24 protein-coding genes are annotated in these 26,101 nt (G+C 71.4%); 15 read left to right on the top strand and 9 right to left on the bottom strand.

What is annotated here, in order from left to right:
• Positions 1–97: 97 nt before the first annotated feature.
• Entirely contained in the window at positions 98–1,414 is a 1,317-nt protein-coding gene (locus tag OG897_RS28235; protein ID WP_266661017.1) for an NAD(P)/FAD-dependent oxidoreductase, read from the top strand.
• Here OG897_RS28235 and OG897_RS28230 read toward each other — a convergent pair.
• Positions 1,378–2,031, bottom strand: coding sequence for a TetR/AcrR family transcriptional regulator (locus tag OG897_RS28230; protein ID WP_266661015.1), 654 nt, complete (start codon positions 2,029–2,031; stop codon positions 1,378–1,380). The two genes, OG897_RS28235 and OG897_RS28230, sit on opposite strands and share 37 nt — an antisense overlap.
• A gap of 186 nt (positions 2,032–2,217) precedes the next feature.
• Here OG897_RS28230 and OG897_RS28225 point away from each other — a divergent pair, with 186 nt between their 5' ends.
• Positions 2,218–2,868, top strand: coding sequence for an SRPBCC family protein (locus OG897_RS28225; protein WP_266661013.1), 651 nt, complete (start codon positions 2,218–2,220; stop codon positions 2,866–2,868).
• A gap of 21 nt (positions 2,869–2,889) precedes the next feature.
• Here the strand turns inward: OG897_RS28225 and OG897_RS28220 are convergent, their stop codons facing one another.
• The 3 genes from OG897_RS28220 to OG897_RS28210 form a co-directional block, all read right to left on the bottom strand.
• On the bottom strand, positions 2,890–3,594 hold the full coding sequence (locus OG897_RS28220) for a 1,4-alpha-glucan branching protein (protein ID WP_266661011.1): 705 nt from the start codon (positions 3,592–3,594) through the stop codon (positions 2,890–2,892).
• 66 nt (positions 3,595–3,660) lie between these two features.
• Positions 3,661–5,382 (bottom strand): acyl-CoA dehydrogenase family protein, encoded by a 1,722-nt coding sequence (locus OG897_RS28215; protein WP_266661009.1) that lies wholly within the window; start codon positions 5,380–5,382, stop codon positions 3,661–3,663.
• Positions 5,383–5,620: 238 nt separating this feature from the next.
• Positions 5,621–6,409: an SDR family NAD(P)-dependent oxidoreductase gene (locus tag OG897_RS28210; protein ID WP_266661007.1), complete on the bottom strand. Its 789-nt coding sequence runs from the start codon at positions 6,407–6,409 to the stop codon at positions 5,621–5,623.
• A 141-nt stretch (positions 6,410–6,550) separates the two neighbouring features.
• Here OG897_RS28210 and OG897_RS28205 point away from each other — a divergent pair, with 141 nt between their 5' ends.
• A complete protein-coding gene (locus OG897_RS28205) occupies positions 6,551–7,147 on the top strand; it encodes a TetR/AcrR family transcriptional regulator (protein WP_266661005.1) in 597 nt (198 codons plus the stop codon).
• Positions 7,148–7,244: 97 nt separating this feature from the next.
• On the opposite strand, the gene OG897_RS28200 is transcribed toward OG897_RS28205, so the two are convergent.
• On the bottom strand, positions 7,245–7,817 hold the full coding sequence (locus tag OG897_RS28200; protein ID WP_266661003.1) for a dihydrofolate reductase family protein: 573 nt from the start codon (positions 7,815–7,817) through the stop codon (positions 7,245–7,247).
• 188 nt (positions 7,818–8,005) lie between these two features.
• On the opposite strand from OG897_RS28200, the gene OG897_RS28195 reads away from it, so the two are divergent.
• A complete protein-coding gene (locus OG897_RS28195) occupies positions 8,006–8,608 on the top strand; it encodes a GNAT family N-acetyltransferase (protein WP_266661001.1) in 603 nt (200 codons plus the stop codon).
• 1 nt (position 8,609) lies between these two features.
• On the opposite strand, the gene OG897_RS28190 is transcribed toward OG897_RS28195, so the two are convergent.
• Positions 8,610–8,996 carry a hypothetical protein gene (locus OG897_RS28190; RefSeq protein WP_266660999.1) on the bottom strand — a complete coding sequence of 129 codons (387 nt, stop codon included), beginning with the start codon at positions 8,994–8,996 and terminating at the stop codon, positions 8,610–8,612.
• On the bottom strand, positions 8,993–9,553 hold the full coding sequence (locus tag OG897_RS28185; RefSeq protein WP_323188125.1) for an RNA polymerase sigma factor: 561 nt from the start codon (positions 9,551–9,553) through the stop codon (positions 8,993–8,995). Before OG897_RS28185 ends, OG897_RS28190 begins: the two co-directional genes overlap by 4 nt.
• Before the next feature lie 128 nt (positions 9,554–9,681).
• On the opposite strand from OG897_RS28185, the gene OG897_RS28180 reads away from it, so the two are divergent.
• The 4 genes from OG897_RS28180 to OG897_RS28165 all read left to right on the top strand — a co-directional run bounded on the left by OG897_RS28180 (position 9,682) and on the right by OG897_RS28165 (position 13,925).
• On the top strand, positions 9,682–10,188 hold the full coding sequence (locus OG897_RS28180) for a hypothetical protein (protein WP_266662541.1): 507 nt from the start codon (positions 9,682–9,684) through the stop codon (positions 10,186–10,188).
• Positions 10,188–11,534 carry an esterase-like activity of phytase family protein gene (locus OG897_RS28175; RefSeq protein ID WP_266660997.1) on the top strand — a complete coding sequence of 449 codons (1,347 nt, stop codon included), beginning with the start codon at positions 10,188–10,190 and terminating at the stop codon, positions 11,532–11,534. Before OG897_RS28180 ends, OG897_RS28175 begins: the two co-directional genes overlap by 1 nt.
• Before the next feature lie 114 nt (positions 11,535–11,648).
• Positions 11,649–12,857 (top strand): RNA ligase, encoded by a 1,209-nt coding sequence (locus OG897_RS28170; protein ID WP_266660995.1) that lies wholly within the window; start codon positions 11,649–11,651, stop codon positions 12,855–12,857.
• Between the two features lie 3 nt (positions 12,858–12,860).
• Positions 12,861–13,925 (top strand): AAA family ATPase, encoded by a 1,065-nt coding sequence (locus OG897_RS28165; RefSeq protein WP_266660993.1) that lies wholly within the window; start codon positions 12,861–12,863, stop codon positions 13,923–13,925.
• A gap of 122 nt (positions 13,926–14,047) precedes the next feature.
• Here OG897_RS28165 and OG897_RS28160 read toward each other — a convergent pair whose 3' ends face one another.
• Entirely contained in the window at positions 14,048–14,611 is a 564-nt protein-coding gene (locus tag OG897_RS28160; protein ID WP_266660991.1) for a TetR/AcrR family transcriptional regulator, read from the bottom strand.
• Positions 14,612–14,757: 146 nt separating this feature from the next.
• On the opposite strand from OG897_RS28160, the gene OG897_RS28155 reads away from it, so the two are divergent.
• A complete protein-coding gene (locus OG897_RS28155; RefSeq protein WP_266660989.1) occupies positions 14,758–16,227 on the top strand; it encodes an MFS transporter in 1,470 nt (489 codons plus the stop codon).
• A gap of 45 nt (positions 16,228–16,272) precedes the next feature.
• On the opposite strand, the gene OG897_RS28150 is transcribed toward OG897_RS28155, so the two are convergent.
• On the bottom strand, positions 16,273–16,743 hold the full coding sequence (locus tag OG897_RS28150) for an iron chaperone (protein ID WP_266660987.1): 471 nt from the start codon (positions 16,741–16,743) through the stop codon (positions 16,273–16,275).
• Positions 16,744–17,047: 304 nt separating this feature from the next.
• On the opposite strand from OG897_RS28150, the gene OG897_RS28145 reads away from it, so the two are divergent.
• From OG897_RS28145 to OG897_RS28120, 6 genes are all read left to right on the top strand, one after another.
• Positions 17,048–19,966 carry a DEAD/DEAH box helicase gene (locus tag OG897_RS28145; protein ID WP_266660985.1) on the top strand — a complete coding sequence of 973 codons (2,919 nt, stop codon included), beginning with the start codon at positions 17,048–17,050 and terminating at the stop codon, positions 19,964–19,966.
• The gene (locus OG897_RS28140; RefSeq protein ID WP_266660983.1) at positions 19,966–21,258 is read left to right on the top strand and encodes an SWIM zinc finger family protein; all 1,293 of its coding nucleotides are present in this window, start codon (positions 19,966–19,968) and stop codon (positions 21,256–21,258) included. The genes OG897_RS28145 and OG897_RS28140 overlap by 1 nt, the downstream gene beginning before the upstream one ends.
• Before the next feature lie 69 nt (positions 21,259–21,327).
• Entirely contained in the window at positions 21,328–21,963 is a 636-nt protein-coding gene (locus tag OG897_RS28135) for a histidine phosphatase family protein (RefSeq protein WP_266660981.1), read from the top strand.
• Between the two features lie 116 nt (positions 21,964–22,079).
• The gene (locus tag OG897_RS28130) at positions 22,080–24,065 is read left to right on the top strand and encodes a transglycosylase domain-containing protein (RefSeq protein ID WP_266660979.1); all 1,986 of its coding nucleotides are present in this window, start codon (positions 22,080–22,082) and stop codon (positions 24,063–24,065) included.
• A 108-nt stretch (positions 24,066–24,173) separates the two neighbouring features.
• On the top strand, positions 24,174–25,394 hold the full coding sequence (locus tag OG897_RS28125; RefSeq protein ID WP_266660977.1) for a sensor domain-containing protein: 1,221 nt from the start codon (positions 24,174–24,176) through the stop codon (positions 25,392–25,394).
• On the top strand, positions 25,394–26,026 hold the full coding sequence (locus tag OG897_RS28120) for a response regulator transcription factor (RefSeq protein WP_323188124.1): 633 nt from the start codon (positions 25,394–25,396) through the stop codon (positions 26,024–26,026). Before OG897_RS28125 ends, OG897_RS28120 begins: the two co-directional genes overlap by 1 nt.
• The last annotated feature ends 75 nt before the right edge of the window (positions 26,027–26,101 follow it).

Raw genomic sequence — 26,101 nt, 5'->3', positions numbered from 1 at the left:
CAACGTCACGGTGTAAAGAGGCAGTTGGCGGGGAAGAGCCGGGAGGTGTCCGTACTACTCACCAGTACGGCCCGCATCCCGAGGGGGACCACCGCACATGACCCAGCCCGAGCCCGCCGAGCGCGCCGCGATACAGGACTACGACGTCGTCATCGGCGGGGCGAGCCTCGCCGGTTGTGCCGCGGCGATACTGCTCGCCCGCCGCGGCGCGCGCGTCGCCCTCCTTGAGCGCCGCTCGGACCCCGAGGCGTACAAGGTGCTGTGCACGCACTCCATCACGGCCGGAGCCCATCCGGTACTGGCTGAACTCGGCCTCCTCCCGGCGCTGGAGAAGGCGGGTGCGGTCCCCAACAAGGCACGCTGGCACACCCGTTGGGGGTGGATCGAGCCGTGGGGCGCGGAGACGGACGCCAGGCTGCCGTACGGGTACAACGTCCGGCGCAGCACCCTCGACCCGTTGATCAGAGCGCGCGCGGCCCAGACGCCCGGGGTGGATCTGCTGCTCGGCCATCAGGTGACGGGGCTGCTGCGGGAGGGCGCGGGCGGGGACGCGCGGACCGTGGGAGTGCGGGTCTCGACGCGGGACGGCGGCGAGCGGGAGCTCCGGGCCCGGCTGGTGGTCGGGGCGGACGGCAAGGACTCGGCGGTGGCGAAGTTCGCCGGGGTGCCCGCCAAGCCGTACGAGAACGGGCGGTTCGGGTATCTCGCGCACTTCCGGAACCTGCCGTTGCGCGACGGGATCAGCCACGCCTGGTTCCTCGAACCCGACATGGCGTACGCGTTCCCGAACGACGACGGGGTGACGGTCGTGGCCGTGCTCCCGGACAAGAAGCGGCTGCCCGCCTTCCGGGAGGATCTGGAGGGCAGCTTCCTCGACTTCGTGCGCGCGCTGCCCGAGGCGCCTCCCGTCGACTCCGCCGAGCGCGTCACCAAGATCATCGGCACGGTCGACTACCCGTTGCACAGCCGCAGGCCGACCGCTCCGGGGCTCGCGTTCGTCGGGGACGCCGCGCTCACGGCCGATCCCCTGTGGGGCGTGGGGTGCGGGTGGGCGCTCCAGTCCGCGCAGTGGCTGGCGGAGGCGGTCGGTCCGGCCGCCGCCGGGCGGGGCGATCTGGACAAGGCCCTCGCCGTGTACGCGCGGCGGCACGGTCGGCGGCTGCGCGGGCACCAGTTCCTGGCGGCCGACTTCGCGACGGCCCGGCCGTTCAACCCGGTGGAGCGGCTGATGTTCTCGGCCGCCGCGCGCGACACGGCGGTGGCGCGGCACATGCACCTTTTCGCGTCGCGGCTGATCGGTCCGACGCGGTTCCTGAGCCCGGTGGCCGTGGCGAAGGCTTCGGTCGTCAACCTGCGGCACCGGAGGGCCGCCCGGGGTCAGCGCGCCGCCAGGGCGTCCAGTTCGGCGGCGTAGAGCAGGGCGGGGTCGAAGCCCATGCCCGCGAAGTGACCGGCGAGCTCCAGGGACAGGACTCCGTGCATACGGGTCCAGAAGGTCACGGCGAGGTGCAGGGCCGCGGGCGGGGCGGGGTGGCCCGAGGCCCAGTGCCGGTGCTCGGCCAGGTGAGCGCTGAAGGGTGTGGCGGGACCCTTCGGCGTGCGGGCGGTGCACGTGTCGAGGAGCGTCTTCATGATCGCGTCGGAGATGCCCGTGATGTCTTCGGGAGCCTGGTAGCGGGGGACGGGGGTGCCGTAGACGAGGAGGTACCGCTGCGGGTCCGTCAAGGCCCAGTCGCGCAGGGCGTGCGCGAGGGCGGGCAGGTCGGCGCCTGACGCGGCGACCTCCTGGAGGGTGTCGGCGAGGCTGCGGTAGGCACCCCGGATGAGCTCGGTGATGAGTTCGTCGCGGCTGGCGAAGTAGCGGTAGAGGGCGGGGCCGCTCATGCCCATCTGTTTGGCGATGGCGTTGAGGGAGAGGGCCGACGCTCCCGCCGTGGCGATCTGCTGCCAGGCGTGTTCCTTGATCTCCGCGCGCACCTGGGCGCGGTAGCGCTCGCGCGGGGTCTCCGCGTCCGCGTCCGTCTTCACCACGGCCTGCCGCCCTTCTCTTCCCGCATCTCTTCGCACGTCTCTTCGCACATCCAATTTTCGTTAGAAGCTATCACGAAACTGTTGACCCATCACGCCCGGCCCAGTTATAACTTGTAACGAACGCACTGGCTTCTAGCCAACGCGGCAACTTCCTTGCCTTCCGACCGACTTGAGAAGGGGACCTCCATGTCCGCGATCCGCAGCACCCGTGCCGCACTGCTCACCGTCTCGCTCGTCGCCACGGGCGTTCTCGGCAGCGCAGCGGCTCCCGCCGGGGCCACCCCCGCCGACTCCCGTTCGCACACCCCCGCGCCGCTGACCTGCCGGGGCGCGGGCGTCGACCCCGACGCCCGCGTCCGCCACCGCACCGAGACCGTCATCCACGCGCCCCTGCACACCGTCTGGAAGCTCCAGACCGACGTGAAGCGCTGGCCCTCCTGGCAGCCCGGCATCACGGACGTGGACCGCCTCGACCACGGCCCGTTCCGCGCGGGTTCGGCGTTCCGCTGGACGACTCCCGTGCCGCCGAACCCGTCGACTCCCGCCACCAGCCTCGACATCACCTCGACGGTCGAGCAGCTCAAGCGCGGTTCCTGCATCCGCTGGACCGGCCCGGCGGTCGGCGAGGGCCTGCGCATCGACGGCGTGCACGTGTGGAAGTTCACCAAGGTCGGGGGAGGTGTGCGGGTGACCACGGAGGAGACCCACACCGGCGCCGTGGTCGACGCGAACGTTCCGGCCGCGACGGAGATCCTCCGCCAGGGCCTCGAAAAGTGGCTGCACGACCTGAAGTCCGCCGCCGAGTCCGCCGCCCACCACGGCGGCGGCACGCGCTGAGGCCGCCGCCGGGTGCTCGCGTCAGTCCGTCGCGGGGCGGAGCGCGGCGAACGTGCCCCGGAGCCTGGTCCCGTCCGGGAAGGTCCAGTCCGCGGTGACGCGGGCCCGGGTCCCCCCGGGCTCCGCCGCATCGGCGGGGGCTTCCAGGGCGTCCGGGCGGAGCACGCGCGTCACCGACAGGGTCAGCGCGCCCGGCTCACCCGACGCTGCGGACTCTCCTGGAATCCGTACGGTGACAGCGGTGTCGTGCTTGCCTTCCCGTACGTCACCCGGCACGAGTCCGTCGGGGAGGGCGGGTCCCGTGGTCTCGGCGACGACGGTCGGGTCCGGGGTGTCGCTCACGCTCTGCTGCTGGGGCTCGGCGCGGTTCTGGAGGAGGGCCAGCAGCCGGGCGGCGAGGACCGGGTCCTGCGGGCCGTCGTACATCCAGCGCGGCCCCAACACGCCGTGCTCCATCGTGCCGATGAGGGCCTGCTCGGCAGCCCCTTCGAGCGGCACGCCACGGTAGGTGACGGGCACGTGGTACGCGACGGGGCTGTCTCCGGAAGTGTCCGTGACCACCATGAACTCCATGCCGGTGGTGCCTTCGGGGTCGTCCAGCCGGAAGCCTCCCGCCTTGGCGAGCTGCGGGGTCGAAGTGCCCTGGTACCAGGGGCGGGTGGGCAGCCAGGCCGTGAGGACTTCGAGTTTGGTCGGGGTCACTGTGGTGTCGTGAATGGTCGCCATGCGGGGAAGGTACACGGCCGTCGCCTTCGCCTTCCCCGCAGGCTGTGCCCCAGGGCCCCGGGAGGGTCAGGGGGCCATCTCGTACGTGCCCGACAGGGCCTCGACCTGCTGCCAGACGCGGGACAAGCGCTCCTCGTCGACGGCGGGACGGCGGACCGCCGCGAGCGCCCACTCCTGCTGCGCCTCGGTGGCGGAGTCCTTGCCGTACAGCTCCACGGCGTGCGCGGAGAAGTCCCGTACGAGGACGGCGAAGAGCTCGTCGAGGACGTCCTCGTCGAGGCCCTTCAGCTTCGCCTGCTCCAGGATCAGCTGGCCGTGCACGACGAGCGCGAAGAGCTGGCCGACCGAGAGGAGGAGGTCGAGGTCCTTGCTCTGCTCCTTGTCGGGGGCGGCGGTGGTGACGAACTCGCAGAGGGCGTCGGCCTGTTCCCGCAGGCGGGCCACGTTGGGGAGGCTCGCGAACGCGTCGAAGGCGGGACGCCAGTCGTGGAAGCGGATGTCGCCGAGACCGCGCGCCGGGCCCTGCCGGAAGAGGAAGTCGTCGTCGGCCGCGTCGAGACGGGTCGGGACGGCCTCGTACGGGGCCGGGTCCAGCAGGTGGTTCTTCATGAACTTCAGGATCAGGGCGAGGTTGACGTGGACCGTGCCCTCCAGCTTGGGCAGGCCGCGGATCTCGACGGCCGCCTGGGCGAAGTAGTTGTCCTTCTCGAAGCCCTTGGCGGCGATGACGTCCCACATGAGGTCGATGACCTTCTCGCCCTCGGTGGTCACCTTCATCTTCGTCATGGGGTTGAAGAGGAGGTAGCGGCGGTCGTCGGGGCCCGCGGTGCGGAAGTAGTCGACGGCGCGGTCGCTGAAGAGCTTCATGCCGACGAGGCGCACGTACGCGTCGGTCAGCTCGCGGCGCACGTGCGGGAACGCGGTGACGGGGCGGCCGTAGAGGATGCGGTTCGTGGCGTGGGTGACGGCCTCGTACATCGCGTGCTCGCAGATGCCGATGGAGGCGGTGCACAGGTTGAACTTGCCGACGTTGACGGTGTTGAGCGCGGCGTCGAAGGCGGCGCGGCCGGTGTGCAGGACGTCGGCGGCGGTGACCGGGTAGTCCTCCAGGCGGAACTCGCTCACGTACTTCGAGGAGTCGACGACGTTCTTCACCAGGTGGTAGGCGTCGTGGCGGCTGTCGGCGGCGAAGAAGACGTACCCGTCGGGGCCCTCGACGTCGGTGCGCCGTCCGAAGACGGAGACGAGGCCGGCCGCGTTGCCGTTGCCGATGTAGTACTTGGAGCCGGTGGCGCGGAAGCCGCCGTCGGCGGCCGGGGTGAGCAGCATGTCCGTGTTGTAGATGTCCGCGCCGTGCGACTTCTCGGAGAGGCCGAAGGCGAACACCTCGCCCTGGTCGAGGAGCTGCGCCGCGCGGGTGCGGGCCTCGGCGTTGTCGCTCTGCCAGACCGGGCCGAGGCCGAGAACCGTCACCTGCCAGGCGTACCAGTAGTCGAGCCCGTAGAAGCCGAAGATCTCGTTGAGGGCGGCGATGCGGGCGGTGTCCCAGCGCTTGTCGGGGTTGTCCCCGGCGGCCGAGGCTGGGGTGAGGAAGGTCGCGAAGAGCCCCTCCTTCGCGGAGAAGGCGAGGAAGTCCGCCAGCCAGGCCCGGGTGCGGTAGTCCTCGATGAGCCGGCGCTTGCCGCGCGCCTCGAACCAGTCGACGGTGGCCCGCAGCAGCCTGCCGGTCTCGGCGTCGAAGCCCTGCGGGTCGTAGGTCTGCGGGTTGAAGAGGAGGGGGGCGGCCATGAGGGGTGCCTTTCGGGGAGGGCGGCTGGCTTCGTACGGCCTGCGCACGAACTTCGTACGGCCCGCGCACGAAGTCCGTACGGCCCGCGTACGTCGAGGGGCTCTCGCAGTCCGATCTTGCTATGCAACTTGTTGCACAAACAAGGCGGGGCGGCCGGTTGAGACACGGCTCACGGAAACCGCCCGGAGCGGCCGGGCCGACGCCGTACCGCAAGGCCCTCGGGTCAGGACCCTCGGCTCAGACCGTCTTGATCGCACCCCCGTCGATGATGTGGTCCGCTCCGGTGGTGCTGCCCGCGAGGGGCGAGGCGAGGTAGGCCACCAGGGCGGCGACCTCCTCGGGGCGCACCAGCCTGCCGGTGAGCATGCCCGTGGCGGCGGGGAGGGCGGCCAGGAGCTGTTCCTGCTCCAGGCCCATCGACTTGGCGAGTTCGGCTCCGTATCCGTCGGGGCTCTCCCACATGTCGGTACGGACGGGACCGGGCGAGACCGTGTTGACCCGGACGCCCTGCGGGCCGAACTCCTCGGCCAGGGCCTTGCCGAACGCCGTCAGTGCGGCCTTGGCGGTGGTGTACGGGACGGGGCCCGCGTGCGGGGTCCTGGCTCCGTTGGAGGAGATGGTGACGATCGCGCCCCGACGGGTGACGAGGTGGGGCAGTGCGGCCCGGGTGGTGCGGACCGAGGCGAGGAAGTTCAGGTCGAACGCGTCGCTCCACTGCTGGTCGGTGAAGGAGAGGAAGCCGCCCGTCTGCCCGTCCCCCGTGTCGCCGCCGCCGACGTTGTTGACCAGGAGGTCGAGTCCGCCGAGTTCGGCCTCGGCAAGGGCGACGAGACGGGCGGGGCCTTCGGGTTCGGAGAGGTCCACGGGGACGCCGATCGCGCCGGTGGCCTTGAGTTCCGGTGTGATCGTGCGCGCGGCGGCGACCACGCGGACACCCTCCCGCACCAGCGTGGAGACGACGGCGAGGCCGATCCCCCGGCTCGCACCGGTCACGACGGCGGTCTTGTCAGTGAGTTGCAGATCCATGGAGCACACCCCTACACAAAGATGGGTCTCGTTCGATGCGTGAACCATAGAACTTGCGACACTGATGTTGCAAGTATCGAATGAGTGGCGACCTTCCCGTACTCTTCTCGCAGCTCGAAGACGTCGGAGAGAGGGTGACCCGTGGAACGGAAGACTCAGCAACGGCCGTTGCGTGCGGACGCGGAGCGGACCGTACGAGCGATCCTGGAAGCGGCGGAGCGGGTCCTCAGCGCCAACCCGGCGGCCACGATGGAGCAGATCGCGGAGGCGGCGGGTGTCGCCCGGACGACCGTGCACCGCCGGTTCACCAGCCGCGAGGCCCTGGTGGACGCGCTGACGGCCTGGGCCACGCGGCAGTTCCACGAGGCCGTGACGAGCGCGCATCCCGACACCGCTCCCCCGCTCGTCGCCCTCTACCAGGCGACCGCCAACGTCCTGCGGGTCAAGATCGGGTGGGGCTTCGCCATGAGCAGGACCGCCCCGGAGGACCCCGAGGTGGCGCGGGCCCATGCCGACGTGCTGGCCCAGTGCGACCGCCTGTTCCAGCGCGCGCGGGAGGCGGGCGTACTGCGCCGGGACACGGACCTGGCCTGGGCCCGTCGGGTGTACTACGCCTTGATCCACGAGGCCGCGCAGGAGCGCTCGGAAGAGGCGGACGACGTCGACGAGTTGGCCACCCTCGTGGTCGACACGCTGCTGCGCGGCGTGGGCGGACAGGGCGGTTCGCTCAGCGCGTGAGCGAGCCGCCCCGGAAGCCGGGCGGTCAGGCGGTCAGGCGGTCAGGCGGTCAGGCGGTCAGGCGGTCAGGCGGTCAGGCGGTCAGGCGAGGTCAGCGTCAGCGGACCACGTCGAAGACGTTCTTCTGGAGACCGTTGGCGTACGCCTCGTGCTCGACCAGCTTCAGCTTCTGGGTGTCCTTGTCGGTGGTGCTGAACAGACGCTTGCCCGCGCCCAGCAGGAGGGGGAAGACGAGGAGGTGGTAGCGGTCGATCAGACCCGCGTCGGAGAGCGCCCGGTTGAGGGTGGCGCTGCCGTGCACGATGATCGGGCCGCCCTCGGTCTTCTTCAGCGCGGCGACCTCGTCGAGCGAGCGCAGGATCGTCGTCTCGCCCCAGTTCGTCACCAGGTCCTCGTCGGCGAGGGTGGTGGAGACGACGTACTTGGGCATGAGCTTGTACTCGGCGAAGTCCTCCATGTCCGGCCACACCGGGCTGAACGCCTCGTAGCTGGTTCGGCCCAGCAGCATCGCGGTGGACTCCTGCTGCTCCCGGCCCTTGATCTCGAACGCCTCGGGCAGGAACTCCACGTCCTTGAAGGTCCAGCCGGAGTTCCGGTAACCGGGCTCGCCGCCCGGAGCCTCCACCACGCCGTCGAGCGAGACGAAGGCGGTGCTGATCAGTGTGCGCATGCGATGACTCCCCTGGGCGAAGGGCACGTACGTGCCCCTGTGCACGTTGTTTCGAGCACATTGTTGCCCAGGGAACCATCACCCGGGGCGAGTCGGAGCGAACGCCCTCGGCTACTGGTCAGCACGGGTGTCCGCGCGGGCAACGGGGCGCGTGTCACCACGGATCAGGGGTGTGCAGAATGATCTTCATGCCGATAACAACCGCCCCTCAGACGGCAACGGTCGACGATGCTCCGCAGATCAGCCGGATCCTGGCCCGCGCCTTCGTCGACGACCCGATGATGCTCTCGTTCTTCACCGAGGACGCCACGCGCGAAGCGTCGCTCACCCGGTACTTCAGCACCCTCTTCACCCGGCAGTACCTCCTGCACGGCCTCTGCGAACGCACCGCGTCCGCCGCGTCGTTCTGGGTGCCGACGGAGGCCCAGGAGAAGGCGGTTCCGGACGCGGACACCATCGCGGAGCTCCGGAACATCCTCGGCGACCGGGCCGAGGCGTTCGGGGCCGCCGTCGAGACGGCGGCCCGGCTCGCCCCGCAGGAGCCGCACTGGTCCCTCTCGCTCGTCGGGGCCGACCCGGACGCCCGGGGGCAGGGCCACGGGGCGGCGTTGCTGCGCTCGGGCCTGGCGCAGGCGGACGCCGCCGGGCAGCCCGTCTACCTGGAGTCCTCCAAGCCGTCGAACGTGCCCTTCTACGAGCACTTCGGCTTCACCGTGCGCGAGGAGTTCCCGCTGCCGGGCGGCGGCCCGACCCTGTGGGGGATGTGGCGCGAGCCGCACCCGGTGCGGTAGTTCACCTGGCGGAGGTCGCGGCCGTGGTCGTCGTGGTCGTGGCCTCCGCCATGGGCGCCGTGGCCGGAGGCGCCGTGGCCGTACGCGCCTCGGCCGAAGGTGCCTTGGCGAGGGTGCAGACGCCGTCCGCGCACTGGCGTTCCAGCCGCCCCCGCGACACCGACTGTGCCAGGCCGACCAGCCAGCAGGTGGGGCAGCCCCGGAAGGCGATCAGCGCCAGCGGGGCCGCCAGCAGCGCGACCATCCCGACGACGGGCACCAGGGCGATCGAACCGACGATCAGCCCCAGCCCGATCGCACCACGCGCCAGATGGCGGGGTACGGACGCGCTGGCGAAGTCCGGCCCGGACGCGACGGCCCGGGTCTGCGGAAGTTTCCCGGTACTCATGGTCGTACCTCTCCTTCGGGTCGTACCTCTCCTTCGGGTCGTACCTCTCCTTCGGGTCGTACGTCTCCTTCGGTCGCGGCCAGCGAGTGGCGCAGCGCCGCGCGGGCCCGGTGCAGCCGGGACTTCATCGCCGCGCTGCTCAGACCGAGCGCGTGCGCCACGGTCCTGCCCGGCAGCCCCTGGATGTCCCGCATGACCAGGACCTGCCGCTGGTCGAGCGGAAGTTCACCGACCGCTGCCGCGATCCGCGCCACCTCCAGGCGGTGCAGTACGGCGTCCTCGGCGGACGACGCAGCGGGCGCGCCCTCCTGGGCCTCGGCCCGCGCCTCCTCGCTCCGCGAGGCGAGCGTCCGTACGTGCCTGAGGCATTCGTTGCGCACGATCCGGAACATCCACGAGGCGAGCGCACCCGTGGCCCGCAGGGTGCCGATCTTCCGGTACAGGATGATCAGCGCCTCCTGCGCCGCGTCCTCCGCGTCCTGCGGCGAGGCGCACAGTGTCAGCGCGAACTTGCGCACATGGGGCTGCGACTCCAGGACGACGGTGGTGAGTGACATGACGTCGCCGTCCTGGGCGGCCTTGATCAACTGGTCGTCGGGCCAGGCGAAGCGCGGCTTCACGGGCTGCTCCTCATAAAGATGGCGGGCACGGCTGCTCATCCCCGGCTCCTGTAGCGCCGCAGCAGATGCCAACTGCACGCGCCCACGAGCAGGGCGCCGATCACGATGCCGGTCATCACCATGGTGTTCCTCCCGATCCCACCGGCGCGTTCGGCCGGTACACGGACAAGAGGCGGCGAGCCCCGAAAAGGATTCACCCCACGATCCGGTTCCCGCTGCCCGGCTGGGACACCGGCCCGCTGCTCGACACATGGGACCACGTCGTCCGTACGGGAGACGTGTCCGCGCGGCACCGCTTCTTCGCCCGGGTCGAGGCCGTGGCCCGGCGGGCGGGTCGGGGCGGGGCGCTGGACGCGTGGGGCGAGGACCCGCTGCTGATGGCGGCCGCAGGAGCGCTCCCTCCGCGTGCGTTCACCCGGGGATCGCCCGGACGTCATGTACGCGTCGCCCTTCGTTGCGCGGGGGCGCCGATCATGGCGCTGTCGCCGTGGGCTTCCACCATGCGCGAGGTGCTGCGAAGCACGAAGGAAGTGCCTGGGAAGTACCTGGGAAGTACGAGGGAGTTCTCCTGATGAATCCGCGTCCCCTGCGCCGGCCCGCCGTCGCCGTGGTGCTGCCGCTGTCCACCGTGCTCGCGCTCACCACGGTCGTGGGCACCGCCGACGCGGCGGCTCCCGCCCGGCACCGCCCGGACGGCGCGCGGGTCGTGTCGACGGCGACGCTGCCCGACATCCCGCTCGGCGCCTTCAGCAACCGCATGCTGCCCGGCACCGTCCACAACGACCGGGGGGTCGACCTCGGCGGCATCGGCAGCGACCTGTACCCGGCCGAGCGGCGCGGCGAGTACTGGACGGTCACCGACCGGGGCCCCAACGGGCAGATAGAGGTGGGCAAGGAGAAGCGGCGCACCTTCCCGGTGCCGGGGTTCAACCCGGCCATCGTGAAGATCCGCGCCGTGGGCGGGCGCGTCCAGGTGCTGAAGTCGATTCCGCTGACGACGGCGGGCGGCGCTCCCGTCACCGGGCTGCCGAACCGGGCGGACCGCGACGAGGCCCCGTACAACTACGACGCGTCGAAGCCGCTCACGTACAACCCGAACGGTCTGGACACCGAGGGCCTGGTCCGGGACCGGGACGGCAGCTTCTGGCTGGTCGACGAGTACGGGCCCTCGCTCGTCCACGTCTCCCCGCACGGCCGGGTCCTCGCCCGGCACGTGCCCAAGGGGCTGAAGCTGCCCGGGGCCGGATACCCGGTGGTCGAGTCGCTGCCGTCGGTCTTCCTGAAGCGGAAGCTCAACCGTGGTTTCGAGGGTCTGGCGCTGCTGCCGGGCGGCGATCTGGTCATCGGCTTGCAGAGCCCGCTGCTCAACCCGGGCAAGCAGGCAGGGGAGGAGTCGCGCACGACGCGGCTGCTGCGCTTCTCGCCCAAGAAGGCCAAGGTCACGGCCGAGTACGCGTACCGGTTCGACCCGGTCGGAGTCGTCGAGCCCGGTCAGAAGAAGACGTCCGAGCTGAAGCTCTCCGCGCTGGTGGCGCTCGGCGGCGACCGGCTGCTGGTGCAGGAGCGCACGGACAAGTCCACCCGGCTGCACGAGGTGCGGCTGCGGCCCGGGAACGACATCCTCGGCTCGCGGTGGGACTCCGCCGCGAAGCCCTCGCTGGAGGAGCTTCCCGACCCGGCCGCCGCCGGGGTTCCCGTACTGCGCAAGCGTCTGGTCGTCGACCTGAACACGGTCAAGGGCGTACCCGGCAAGATCGAGGGCATCGCGGTCGAGGGCTCGTCGACGCTCGTCCTGCTCAACGACAACGACTTCGGGATGACGGACGGCCCGAAGGCGTTCAACGCGAAGGGCCGACTTGTCGACAGCGGCATCGAGACCACGCTCGTACGGGTGAGGCTGCCGCACCCGGTGCGCTGACGGGTCCGCGGGCCCACGCCGCGCGGCGTGGAACGACACTGCCGCGCGGCGTAAATCGCTTTCTTCCGCATCATCGGGCACGAGAGGATACGAGGACCTAACCAGGAGAAATCCATGTCTTCGTCCCGTATTCGTCTCGACCACCTCATGCAGCCCGACGACCTCGCCAAGGCCGTCGAGATCGGCCACGTCACGCGCAGGACCCACCCGGACCTGCCGCTGTCGATCTACGCGTACACCCGTTCCTGCCAGTACGAACAGGCATGGACCGACGTGACCTCGCGCTGCCGGGGGCTGGTCGTCGACGACGAGACGGGCGAGGTCGCGGCCCTGCCGCTGCCGAAGTTCTTCAACGCGGCCGAGCACGCGCAGGACCGGCCGTACGCGCCGCCGCTGCCCGACGAGCCCTTCGAGGTGTACGACAAGGTCGACGGCAGCCTCGGCATCGTCTTCCACCACTCGGGCCGCTGGCACGTCGCGTCCAAGGGCTCCTTCACGAGTGAGCAGGCGACCTGGGCGGGCCGCCTGCTCGCGGGCAAGGACACCAGCGGACTCGTCCCGGGGACGACGTACCTGATGGAGATCATCTACCCGGAGAACCGCATCGTCGTGAACTACGGCGACCGGCGCGACCTCGTCCTGCTCGCCGCGTACGGCCCGGACGGCACGGAAGTGCCGCTCGCCGAGGCCGCCGGGGCGTGGGAGCCGATCGGCTCCGTCGTCCGGGTCTGGCCCGCGATGCCCCTCGCCGAACTCCTCGCGCTCAGCGCGTCCAACACGCTGCCCGGCGGCGGGACCTCCACCGGCACCGACGCCGAGGGCTTCGTGATCCGCTTCGCGTCCGGTCTGCGCGCCAAGGTCAAGATCGCGGAGTACGTACGGCTGCACAAGGTCCTCACCGGGGTCACCGAGCGGGACATCTGGCGGGGTTACGGAATCCAGCGCTTCCGGGAAGCGGGCCGCTCGCCGCGCCTGGTCGCGCAGGCCGTCGGTTCCCCCATCGAGGAGGCGACCGGCGGCACCCCGCTGGACGACCTGCTGGAACAGGTGCCGGACGAGTTCGACGCGTGGGTACGGGGAGTGATCACCCGGCTGGAGGAGGCCCTTTCCGAGCGGGAACGGGCCATCGACGCGGCGTATGCGACGATCAGCCACCTCGGCGGAGACCGGGCGGCGTTCGCCCGCGCCGCCCAGGCGCTTCGGGACCGCGCGGTGAAGGCGGCCATGTTCCAGCGTCTGGAGGGGAAGCCGACCGACCTGGTGGTGTGGCGCGCCCTGAAGCCGGTGGCCGCCGACCCGTTCAAGACCGATGAGGACAGCTGAACCATGCCCGAAGCAACTGAGCCCGTGACAGCCGCTCCCGACGCGGCCGTGTCCGACACTCCTGTGCCCGACGCTCCTGTGCCCGACGCGGCTGTGTCCGACGCGCCCGCAGCCCCGCTGCCCGTCGTGCACGTGATGACCGGTCTCCCGGCGTCCGGCAAGACCACCGCCGCCCGCGCCCTCCAGGCCGCGTCCGACGGCGGACTGCGCCGGGTCAACCTGGACGACCTGCGCGCCATGCTCGACCTCCCCGCCACCCGCGCGGGCGACCGCAACCGCGACGCGTCGCCCGAGGGCCGGGCGCGCTCCTGGGCCCGTGAGCAGACCGTGCTCGCCGTCCAGGACGAGGCGGTCCGCGCGGCCGTCGACGCCGGTTTCGACGTGGTCGTGGACAACACGCACCTCACCCCGCACATCCCGAAGCGGCTGAAGGCGGCGGTGGCGGGCCACGCCACCTTCGTGGTGCACGACTTCACCGACGTACAGGTGGAGGAGTGCGTACGACGGGACGCCGCCCGCGCGAACCCGGTCGGCGAAGACGTCATCCGCATCCTCGCCGACAAGCACCTCAAGGCCACCAAGGGCGGCTGGCGGCTCACCGCCGACTGGTTCAACGACCAGGTGGAGGTGGCCCCCTACGTCCCGGACCCGGCCCTGCCCTCCGCCGTGATGTGCGACATCGACGGCACGCTCGCGCTGACCGGCGACCGGGGCCCGTACGACTTCACGCGCTGCGGGCTCGACGTGCTGAACCCGTCCGTGCGGGACGCGCTGCTCGCGTTCCGCCAGACGCACGGCGACGCGCTCATCCTGCTGTCGGGCCGGAGCGAGGAGTTCCGGGAGCAGACAGAGGAGTGGCTGAAGCGCAACGACGTACCGTACGACGAGCTGTGGATGCGCGCCGCCAAGGACCAGCGGCGGGACGACGTCGTCAAGGCCGAGCTCTTCGACGCGCACGTGCGCGAGCGGTTCGCGGTACGGGTGTCGCTGGACGACCGGGACCGGGTGGTGGAGCTGTGGCGCCGGATGGGACTGCCCACCTGGCAGGTGAACTACGGCAAGTTCTGACCGGGGCGGGTTCGGCGTGAGCCTGCGGGCGGGCGCGGCCGGCGTGCGCCCGTAGGCGCGCGCGGCCGGTCTGCTCCTGCGGGCGGGCGCGGCCGGTCAGGCGCTCCAGGGCCGGTGCGAGGTCACAGCATGCGGTCGACCAGCCCGTCGACGTAGTCCGGGGTGAGCTCCATGCCGAACAGGACGCGGATGTACATCGGGGCCAGGACGTGGTCCAGCACGCCCAACGCGTCTGGTGCGGGTTCGCCGCGTTCGCGGGAGCGGTCGAGCATGGACTGGAGTTGCCGGGTCCGTTCGTCGCGCAGGTCGTCTCGCGCCTGGAGGCCCTGCTGACCGTTGCTCGACAGGGCGACGGCCAGGCGCACCAGCAACAGCCCGTCGGGTCCGGTGATCTCACGGGCCACGTTGGCCGCGTAGAGGCGCAGGTCCCCGGCCAGGCTCCCGGTGTCGGGCATCGGCGACCGGGCGTTGAGGCGGGTGAGCGCCACGTCGGTGAGCAGGGTTTCCAGGCCGCCCCACCGACGGTAGATGCTGCTGTCGGCCACGCCCGCGCGGGCTGCGACCTCGCCGACGGTGAAGTTGCCGTAGCCGCGCTCGTTGATCAGGTCGGTGACGGCCCGGTGCACCTCCGCGCCGACGCGGGCGCTGCGCCCGCCGGGCCGCCGGGACGGCTGTCGCTCACTCATTCCCCCACCTTAACGCAGTCAGCACTTGCGTTTACGAGGCGACCCTCCCTACAGTCCCCTAACGCAGTCGCTGACTGCTTTAGCGTGCCCGGTGGCTGACGACGTCGGCCGTGGAGAGGCGCGACCAACGAGGGAGAGGGATCCCCATGGCGGCATCGCCCGCGGCCGTAGGCAGTCCACCGAACCGGGCCGTGCTGCTCGCGGTGACCTGCCTGGGCCAGTTCATGGTCCTGCTCGACAACACGATCGTCGGAGCGGCGTTGCCCGACATGCAGCACCGGCTGCACACGCAACTGACCGGTCTGCAATGGATCGTCGACGCGTACGTCCTGCTGGTCGCCATGCTGCTGCTGTCCGGCGGTGTCTTCGCCGACCGGTTCGGCCGCAAGCGGGTGTACCTGACCGGCGTCGCGGTGTTCACCGTCGCGTCGGTGCTGTGCAGCCTCGCACCCTCGGTCGGCTGGCTGGCCGCCGGGCGGGTGCTCCAGGGCATCGGGGCCGCGGCGCTGAGCCCCGCCTCGCTCGCTCTGCTCGTCGCCGCCCATCCCGAGCCGCGAGAGCGCGTCAAGGCGATCGGACTGTGGGCCGGATTCAGCGGAATCGGTCTGGCAGCGGGCCCCGTGGCCGGTGGCGTGCTGACCGAAGCCTTCGGCTGGCCCGCCATCTTCCTGGTCAACCTGCCCATCGGCGGGTTCCTGCTGCTGGTCGGTCTGCGCGGCCTCGAAGAGTCCCGCAATCCGAGCGCCCCCGCGATCGACGTCCCGGGGACGGTGCTGTCCGTTCTGGGGGTGGGGACGCTGACCTTCGGGCTGATCGAGGGAGGCGCCCGAGGCTGGACGTCACCGGTGATCCTGGGCAGTTTCACCGCCTCGGTGATCCTCCTCGCCGCCTTCGTCGCCGTCGAAGCGCGTCGCCGCGCTCCGATGCTGCCGCTGCGGCTGTTCCGGCAGCGCCTGTTCACCGTGTCCAACACCGCCATGGTCGTGGTGGGGTTCGCACTCATGGGTTCGTCGTTCTTCTTCTCCCAGTTCTTCGTGTACGTCCAGGGCAGCTCGGTCCTGCGCGCGGGCCTGCAGACCCTGCCGGTGTCCGTCGCCATGGTGATCGTCAGCCCGTACGCGGGCCGGCTCGCCGCCCGGTACGGCTTCCGCGTCGTGGTGACCACGGGCCTGGCCCTGGCCGGACTGGGACTGCTGGCGCTCGGTACGGTGCACGCCGACACCGGTTACGGGAACGTGTGGTGGCGGCTGGGGGTCGTCGGCATCGGCTTCGCCCTGACCATGTCTCCCCTGACGGGGGCCGCCATCCAGGCAGTCGACCCGCAGGAAGGCGGCCTCGCGTCAGGCATCAGCAGCACCACCCGGCAGATCGGCGCGGTGCTCGGCGTGGCGGTGCTCGGCGCCGTCGTCCGCACCCGGCAATCCGACGGTGCCTCCTTCGAGACCGGCCTCAACAGCGCCTTCCTCGCCGCTGGCGCGGTCACCGTGGCCACCGCCGTGTTCACCGGCCTGTGGCTGGTGAGGTCCCGGCCAGGGGAAGGCTCCGCGACGCCGCGGCGTTCCACCGATCCAGGTGCGCTCACCACCTCGAACGAGGCGTCAACGATCAGCCGTTGACGGCGACGTGCTCCTTCAGCTCAGCCTGCTTCAGGTCAGTCTCTTTCAGCTCAGCGCGCGCACGACCAGTTCGGTGATGCGGGCCTCGGTGGCGGCGTTCATCTCCGTCACGGCGTACGTGGTGGGCCACAGGGTGTCCTCGTCCAGCCGGGCCTGGTCGCTGAAGCCGATCGTCGCGTAGCGGGACTTGAACTTCGCCGCGCTCTGGAAGAAGCACACCATCTTGCCGTCCTTGCAGTAGGCGGGCATCCCGTACCAGAGCTTGGAGGTCAGGTCCGGAGCGACCTTCTTGAGCAGCTGGTGGAAGGCTTCGGCCAGGACCCGGTCGGTGCCGGCCAGTTCGGCGATCTTCGCGACGACGTCCTGCTCCGCCGCCGCTTCCTTGTCCGCCCGCGAGAGGCGGCGCGACTCCGCCTTCAGCTCACGGGCGTGGTCCTTCATCGCGGCGCGCTCCTCCTCGCTGAACCCGTCGAAGGACTTGGCGGCGGTGGCGGGGCGCTGGGCAGACTTGGTCATGGTGACTCCCGTGGAGGTGAGTTGCGGGGTGCGGTCCCGGCGGTGGTGCCGGGCTCCTCGCTGTGGTCACAGCCTCCCTCGTACCGCCGCCGGGCACCTCCGTGGTGGCCACGGAGAGCACTACGGATTGCCTTCTCCGTGTCTCGGCGTCTCGGCACTTCTCCGCCCCGCCCGCACAACCCTCACCTCGCGGCACGCGTCTCCCGTGTGGTACCGCTACGCACCGGACGCACACGGCGTCCGCCGTGAACGGTGACGGGCCCGTGGGCGAGTCGGGCAGGACGATGCAAGGGGGCAAACTCGGATGGTGGGAATGACGCGTGAGCAGGCGGGCCTGCTGACGCAGTGCGCGGTGGTCTTCGAGCCGGGCGATCCGGCGCGGACCGGGCGGCTGGCGTTCTGGTGCCCCGAAGGCGCCGGAGAACTGCCCGAACTGCCCTTCGGCGAGCACGGCGAGGCGGCTTTCGCCGTACCCGACGGGGCATCGGTGGCCGTACGGAAGTTCCCCGTGGTGTGGCTGACCGTCGACGAGGCGCTGCCCGCCCTCACCACGGCCCGTCGGCGCTACGACGAGGAGACGGCGGGCCGTGCGGTGCGTCCCTCGGCCGCGTTCTGGGGGGCGGCCACCGCTCTCGCGCTGCAACTCGTCGCCCGGGAGCGGCTGCTGCCCGGCGTGTCCGACGGCGGTTACGACGCCTGGCGGGCCGGGCCGCTGGACCTGGACGACGTACGGCAGGTGCGGGCGCTGGCCGCCGCCATGCCCGCCGAGGCGCGTGCCCTGCCGGTTCCGGTTCCGCAGGGCGGACCACTGCTGCTGCCGGACACGGCCGATCTCGTACGGGACTTCCTCGCGGCGGTCGCGGACACGCTGCCGCGCACTCCCTCGGCGGCGACGGCCACCGGCCGCGCGGCCTTCGCCGCCGTCGAGCCGCAGCACGTACCGCAATTGCGGGACTGGGCGAGGGAGTTGTCGGCCGGTCTCGATTCCGGGCTACGGATGGCGCTGCGCGTGGACGTCGCGCAGGTGCGGGACGGGAACGCGCCCGTGCCCGCGCAGGACGGGGGCGAACCCGCGCTGCTCCTCGTCCCCCACCTGTCCAGCCTCGCCGACCCGACCCTCTCCGCCGACGCCGCCGAACTCTTCGCCGGGGCCGACGCCGCCGGGTTCGGGCCGCGCGCCCAGGCCGACACCGTCCTCGCCGTGCGCCGGGCGGCCGAAGTGTGGCCCCCGCTGGCGCGGCTGCTGCCGGTGCCCTCCGCGCTCGCTCTCACCGGCCGCGAGCTCCAGGATCTGCTGGGCGACGCCGCTTCGCGGCTGCGTACGCACGGGGTCGAGGTCCAGTGGCCCGAGGACGCGTCCCGTTCCTTGTCCGTACGGGCGGTCGTCGGCGCGGAGCGTACCCCTCCGTCGGATCTGCGGTCCTTCCTCGGCGGTGGCGGTGGCGGTGACGGCACGGTCGACCTGCGCTGGGCCCTGTCCCTCGACGGCGAACCGCTCACCGAGGAGGAGACCGCCGCCGTCGCCTCCGCCCCTCACCCCCTGGCCCGGTTGCGCGGGCGCTGGGTGCTCGTCGACGCCGACACCGCGCGCAAGGCCCGTGACCGCGACCTCAAGCCGCTCACCGCCATCGAGGCGCTCAGCGTCGCCCTCACCGGGTACACCGACATCGCGGGCACGCAGGTGAAGGTCGCGCCGAGCCCGTGGCTGGACGCGTTGCGGCTGCGCCTCGCCGACCCCGACGGCGGCACCGAACCCCTCCGCCCGCCCGCCGCGCTGAACGCCACCCTGCGCGACTACCAGTTGCGCGGGCTGCGCTGGCTGGACCGCATGACCTCGCTCGGCCTCGGCGGCTGTCTCGCCGACGACATGGGCCTCGGCAAGACGGTCCAGCTGATCGCCCTGCACCTGCTGCGCCAGGAGCACCCGGACAGCAGCGGCCCCACCCTGGTGGTCTGCCCCGCCTCCCTCCTCGGCAACTGGCAGCGCGAGATCAACCGCTTCGCCCCGGGCACCCCCGTGCACCGCTACCACGGCCCGGGCCGCACCCTCCAAGGCTCGGGATTCGTCCTCACCACGTACGGGACGATGCGTCTGGACGCCGGGCTGCTCGCCACGCACGGCTGGGGCATGGTCGTCGCCGACGAGGCCCAGCACGTCAAGAACCCGCACTCCGGCACCGCGCAGGCGCTGCGCGCGATCCCCGCCGACGCGAAGATCGCCCTGTCCGGCACCCCCGTCGAGAACAACCTCTCCGAGCTCTGGTCCCTCCTCGACTGGACCACCCCGGGCCTCCTCGGAAGCCATGCGCACTTCCGCCGCCGGTGGATCGCCGCGATCGAGGCGGAGCGCGCGGAGCGGGCCGAGTTCGGGCCGCCGCCCGGGGAGAGCGGTGCGTACGGTTCGACCGCGCAGCGTCTGGCGGAGCTGGTACGCCCCTTCCTGCTGCGCCGCCGCAAGTCCGACCCGGGCATCGCCCCCGAACTGCCGCCCAAGACCGAGACGGACCGCCCCGTCGCCCTCACCGCCGAGCAGCAGGCGCTGTACGAGAAGCAGGTGCGCGACGTCATGGGGCAGATCCGCTCCAGTGACGGCATCGCGCGCAGCGGCCTCGTGCTGAAGCTCCTCACCGGACTCAAGCAGATCTGCAACCACCCGGCCCAGTTCCTCAAGCAGGAGACTCCTGACCGGCTCGCGGGCCGCTCCGGCAAGCTGGAGCTGCTCGACGAGCTCCTGGACACCATCACCGCCGAGGACGGCGCCGCCCTCGTCTTCACCCAGTACGTCACGATGGCGAAGCTCCTGGAACGCCATCTGCGCGAACGCGGCGTACCGACACTGCTGCTGCACGGCGGGACACCGGTGGCGCGCCGCGAGGAGATGGTGCGGCGCTTCCAGGACGGTGAGGTGCCGGTCTTCCTGCTGTCGTTGAAGGCGGCGGGCACCGGCCTCAACCTGACCCGGGCCGACCACGTCGTGCACTACGACCGCTGGTGGAACCCGGCAGTGGAGGCGCAGGCCACCGACCGCGCGTACCGCATCGGCCAGACCCGGCCCGTGCAGGTCCACCGGATGATCGCCGAGGGCACGGTCGAGGACCGCATCGCCGCCCTGCTCGAAGCCAAGAAGGGCCTCGCGGACGCCGTCCTGGGCGGCGGCGAGCAGGCCCTGTCGAACCTGACCAACGACGAACTGGCCAACCTGGTCGAGCTGAGGACCCTGTGATGAGCCACGCACACGACGACCACGCAGCACCCGACGACCACGCGGCACAGGGCACCGCGGCGCGGGGCTTCGCCGCCTTCGCCGCCCGCAGGGGCGGCCGCACCCGGGCCCAGTCCTGGTGGGGCCAGTCCTGGACCGAGGCGGTCGAAGACACCTCGCTCAGTACCGAGGCTTTGAAGTCCGGCCGCGCCTACGCCCGTTCGGGACGGCTGGGCCCCATCACGGTCAGCCCCGGCCGCATCGCCGCTCAGGCGTACGAGGACGACACGGCCTTCGACACCGTGGTGACCTTCACGGAACTGGACGAGGGCGAGTGGGAGCGCCTGTGGGAGCGGACCGCCGAACGGCCCGCCGTGCTGAACGAGCTGCTGGCCGGTGAGCTGCCGCCCGACCTGCTGGAGGCTTCCGAGGACGCACGGGTACGGATCCTCCCGGGCTACGGGGACCTCGAAGCGGAGTGCGACTGCGACGAGTTCGAGGACCCGTGCTCTCATGCCGCCGCGCTCTGCTACCAGGTGTCCTGGCTCCTGGACGCGGAGCCGTCGCTGCTGCTGCTGATCCGGGGGCGCGGCACGCACGAGGCACGGGAGGAGCTGAAGTCGGTCGTGCTGATGCAGGCGATGACCGGCGCGGCCGAGGAGGAGGGCGAGGGGGACGGCGTACCCGAACCGCTCCCGGACGGCACTCCCGCCCAGGATGCCTACGACCGGGCCCCGGCCTCCCTGCCGCCGCTCCCGCCCCTTCCTGGCCCCTCCGCCCGGCGGTCCGGGCCGTTGTCGGGCGTCGGGGCGGACCCCCTGTCTCCGCTCGTCGCCGGGGCCGCTGCCCGGGCCCGTGAACTCCTCGCCCACGTCCACGGTTTCCGTCCCGAACCGCCCGCGCCGCTCGACACCTGGCAGGACACGGTACGGATCGCGGCCACGCACCCCGACCCGCGGGCCGTGGCACGCCTGCGTGAGGCGTGCGGCGCTCCGGAGCGGCTCGACCGGGCGGCGCGGGCCTGGCAGTTGGGCGGCAGCGGCGGGCTCGACGTACTGGAAGAGTCCTGGACCCCGCCGCACCAGGACCTCGCGCGAGCCCGCACGACGCTCGCCGCGGACTGGGCGGAGGACGAACTGCCCGCGATGGAGCTGGCCGACAACCACGTGACGCTCACCGGCCGGGGCCTCCAGCTCCGGTACGGGCGTGACGGGCGCTGGTACCCCTACCGGCAGCAGGGGACCGAGTGGTGGCCGAGCGCGCCCCCGCAGACCGACCCGGCCGCCGCCCTCGCCGACCTGCTGAACGCCTGACGGCGATCATGACGGGTGCGGGCCGCACCGAGCGGCCCGCACCCATGCCCCCGTACCGAGGACGCCCCCATGCGCACCCTGTACGTCGTCACCCACCCCGAAGCCACGCACCACGTCGAAGGCGTCGTCGGCGGCTGGTACGACTCGCCCCTCACTCCCGCCGGATTCCGCGACGCGGACTCCATCGCCCGGGAGCTGCGGTCCCGTGTCCCCTCAGGCACGGAGGTGGAGCTGTACTCCTCCGACCTGCGACGCACCCGGCAGACAGCCGATGCGGTGGCCGCGATGTTTCACGTGAAACCTCACCTGGACCCCCGCCTGCGGGAGAAGTCCTACGGGGAGGCGGGCGGCCGACCGCAGGAATGGCTGGACCGGAGCTTCGTCCCGCCGCCCGCCGTCGGGGAGCGCATGGACCACGACGAGGGCGTGCCCGGTGCCGAGACCAAGGGCGCGTGGGCGCAACGCCTCTACGAGGCCACGGACGCCATCCTGGCCAGCCCCTGCGAGCACCAGATCGTCGTCACGCACGGCGGCTCCATCACCTTCGTCGTGGCGTCCTGGCTCAGGATTCCGCTCGCGTCGGCGGACTACGTCAGCTTCCGCGCACCGTCCGGCAGCATCACCGTGCTCCGCGAGGACGACTACTTCCACAACCGCCAGCTCACCAGCCTGGGCGAAACCGGCCATCTCTCCCCCGGCGCATAGGGCGTAGAACGGGGCGAACAGGGCTGCGAGACAACCTGATCGCGATCCGGAACATCTCCTCTCACAAGTCCGCACCGAGCCGGTGCGGGACGGTGAACGAGGAGCTGACCCCCAGCATGGCTCGACGTCCCAACCGACCCACCCGCCTTCGTGGCCTGCTCAGGCGCCCCCGCCCGGGCAGTCGCCGTGTCGACTACCCCCGCCGGGGGAAGACCGGTTGGCGGCGCTGGGTGCCCTCCTGGCGGCAGACGGGGAGTGGGGCACTGCTCGGACTCGCCGTGTTGGCCGGTTTGTTCGGCGTCGTGTACGCATCGGTCGACATACCGGACGAGAACGCCGAGGCGCGTCAGCAGGGCACCGTCTACTACTGGGCGGACGGCAGCCAGATGGTGAGCGTGGGCACGGTCAACCGGCAGAACGTCACGCTCGCCGAGATACCCGACGCGATGGAGCACGCGGTCATCGCCGCCGAGAACGAGACCTTCTACGACGACTCCGGGGTGTCCCTGAAGGGAATCGCCCGCGCCGCCGTCAGCATCGTCAAGGGCGGTGACACGCAGGGCGGTTCCACCATCACGCAGCAGTACGTGAAGAACACGTACCTCAGCCAGGAGCAGACGGCGACACGCAAGCTGCGGGAGTTCGTCATCTCGCTGAAGCTCAGCAACGAGCGGAGCAAGGAGGAGATCCTCCAGGGGTATCTGAACACCAGTTGGTTCGGGCGCGGCGCCAACGGCATCCAGGCCGCGGCCCAGGCGTACTACGGCGTCCCCGCCAAGGACCTCGACCCCAGCCAGGCCGCGCTGCTCGCGGCGCTGCTCAAGGGGGCGGAGGAGTACGACCCGGCGGGCGGCGGCGGCAACCACGCACGCGCCGTGGAACGTTGGAAGTGGATCCTGGACCGGCAGGTGGAGACCGGGACGATGACGCAGGCCGAGCGGAACACGTACCTGGAGTTCCCCGAGCCCCGCAAGACGGCCAAACCGACCAGCCTCGGCGGCCAGACGGGCTACCTCGTCGACATCGCCAACAAGTACATCAAGAAGCGTTCCGGCCTCACCGACAAGGACCTCGCCCGGGGCGGCTACAAGGTGCACACCACCTTCGACAAGGCCAAGGTGCACCTCCTGGAGAAGTCCGTGCGGACGGTACGGGAACGCGACCTGGACCCCGGCAAGCGCGAGGAGGACAAGCACGTCGAGATCGGCGCGGCCTCCGTGCGCGCCGACGGGGCCGTGGTCGCCGTGTACGGCGGGGCCGACGCGATCACCCGCTTCACCAACAACGCGGACACGGCGGGCGTCCCGGTCGGCTCCGCCTTCAAGCCCTTCGTGGCGGCGGCGGGCCTCCAGCACGGCGACGGGATCACCATGGACAGCGGCTACGACGCGCAGGGCCGTCTGGTCATGATCCCCGCGGGCGGTGGTGCCGTGACCCCGCCGGGCGTCACCCCCGGCGGTGCCGGCGCCTCGGGGCCGACGACCCTGCGCGACGCGCTGGTCGCGTCCGGGAACGCCACCTTCGTGCAGCTCGGCAAGCAGGTCGGGCTGAAGAAGGTGAAGGAGTTCGCGGTCAAGGCGGGGCTGCACGAAGCGAGCCTGGCCCGCCTGGACAAGTCCTTCGTGCTCGGTACGTCCACGCCGAGCGCGGTCAGGATGGCCGACGCGTACACCGCCTTCACCAACGAGGGCATGCGCTCCGACCCGTACTCGGTGACGGAGATGACCAGGGACGGCGAGCCGGTCGAGGACTTCGAGAAGCCCGTTGCGCAGCGCGTGATGAACGCCGAGGTGGCGCGGGAGGTGAACAACACCCTGAGCGTGGTGGCCTGGACGAAGCTGGCGCAGAACCAGCTCTTCAACTCCTCGGGCGGGTTCGCCGCCCCCGGCAACCTCTCGGCGGGGGCGACGGGCCCGAACGACCGGATGCGGTCGGCCTGGTTCATCGGGCACTCCCAGGGGCTGACGACGGCCGTCACCATGTTCCGCACCAAGCCCGACGCCCCCCAGTTGCTGGGGATGCAGGGTGTGGGCGGACCCGGCTCGCAGCACGGCACCGTCTTCCCGGTGCGGATCTGGAGCGCGTACGCCACGGGGAAGTGACCAGCGGCTCCGCTTCCGGTCCGGCTCCACGCGGCCTCCGCCCGGTCCACCTCCGAGGTAGTGCCGGCTCCGCCTCCCTTCCCCCGGCTGCCGGGCTACCGTGCTCCCATGCATCCCACGACGGCCTGGCAGGCCATGGCTCAGCGCCCCGTGAGCTTTCTGACCTCGGTCTGGCCCTGGCGGTCGCTGGCCTATCTGGCCGGAGGTGTCCTCTTCGGGGCGGCCGTCGTCGTGGTCTTCGGTCTGGTACTCGCGGCCGGGCTCGCGCTGCTCCTGGTGCTGGTGGGCGTCGTGGTGCTCGCGGGGCTGGTCCTGGCCTCGACCTGGGTGGCTTCGATGGAACGCCGACGGCTGCGCCTGGTGGACCTCGACCACGTGCCCGACCCGCACCGCCGTCCGGACGCCCCCGGCCTCAGGGCCCGGGTGCGGCACCGGCTCACGGAGCAGGTGACCTGGCGGGAGCTGGCGTTCACGCTGATCTCGGCCACCGCCCTGTGGTGGCTGGACCTGCTGGTGCTGGGCTTCTCCTTCGGGCTGCCCGCGCTGTTCTTCGAGGCGACGGACGCGACCACCTGGCCCTGGACGGTCTTCGGCGCGCTCATCCTGCTGGCGTCTCCGTACACGGTGACCTCCTGGGCGGGCGCGCGGGCCGCCATGACCCGTACCTTCCTCGCCCCCCGCGACCAGGAACTCAGGGAGGAACTCCGGGAGGTACGCGCCTCGCAGGCCCGCTTCCTGGAATCCTTCGACGCGGAACGCATACGCATCGAGCGCGACCTGCACGACGGCGCCCAACAGCATCTCGTCTCCCTCGGCATGACCCTGGGGATGCTCCGCCTCGACACCCCCGCCGACTCCCCGCAGTCCGGCCTGCTCACCGAGGCCGAGACGCAGCTCGCCACCGCGCACCGGGAGTTGCGAGCCCTCATCCGCGGCCTCAACCCGCCCGTCCTCGCCGACCACGGCCTCGTCGCCGCCATCGAGGACTACGCGGGGCGCTTCCCGATCCCGGTGACCGTCGACCTCGCTTTTCCCGAACGGCTGCCCAGGAAGCTGGAGTCGACCCTGTACTACCTGATCAACGAGGCCATGACGAACATCGCCAAGCACAGCGGCGCCACGACCGCATCCGTCCAAGGCCGTTACCATTCCGACGTGTTGATCCTCGACATCACCGACGACGGCCACGGCGGCGTGGACCCCGAGGCGGGCACCGGAGTCACCGGGCTCGCCGACCGGGTCGGCGCGCTCCAGGGCCGGATGCGGGTGTCGAGTCCGGTCGGTGGTCCCACCCTGCTGCACGTGGAGGTCCCTTGTCGCTTCGCCTGATCGTGGCGGAAGACGCCGTTCTGCTGCGCGAGGGCCTGGTCGGCCTGTTGCAGCGGGTCGGGCACGAGGTGGTGGCGTCGGTCGGCGACGCCGACGCCCTGGTCGCGGCCGTGCGCGCCGACCGGCCGGACCTCGTCGTCACCGACGTACGGATGCCTCCGACGCTGACGGACGACGGCCTCAGGGCGGCGGTGGCGCTGCGCGAGGAGTACCCCGGCCTCCCCGTTCTCGTACTGAGCCAGTACGTGGAACGGTCGTACGCGCTGGGTCTGTTGGACTCGGGCGGCGGCACGGGCGTCGGCTATCTCCTCAAGGAGCGGGTGGGCGCGGTCGCCGACTTCATGGGTGCCGTCGACCGGATCGCCGCCGGGGGCACGGTCGTCGACCCCGAGGTCATCCAGCAGCTCGTACGGTTGCGTCAGGACCCCCTGGAACGGCTCAGCCCCCGCGAGCGCGAGGTACTCGGCCTGGTCGCGGAGGGCCGCTCCAACGCCACGCTCGCCTCGCAGCTCTTCATCAGCGAGGCGGCCGTGAACAAGCACATCGGCAACATCTTCACCAAGCTCGACCTCCCGGCGAACACCGAGGGCCACCGGCGGGTGCTGGCGGTCCTGGCGTTCCTCCGGGCCTGACGCGGTCACCGCCTTCCGGGGTTACCGCCTTCCAGGGGTACTGCCTCGCAGGGGTACTGCCTCGCAGGGTCACCG

Origin of the sequence: Streptomyces sp. NBC_00237 (assembly GCF_026342435.1) — a bacterium.
In the GTDB taxonomy this organism is placed as follows: domain Bacteria; phylum Actinomycetota; class Actinomycetes; order Streptomycetales; family Streptomycetaceae; genus Streptomyces.
Note: the sequence above shows the minus strand (reverse complement) of the source record. Positions and strands in the feature narration are given on the sequence as shown.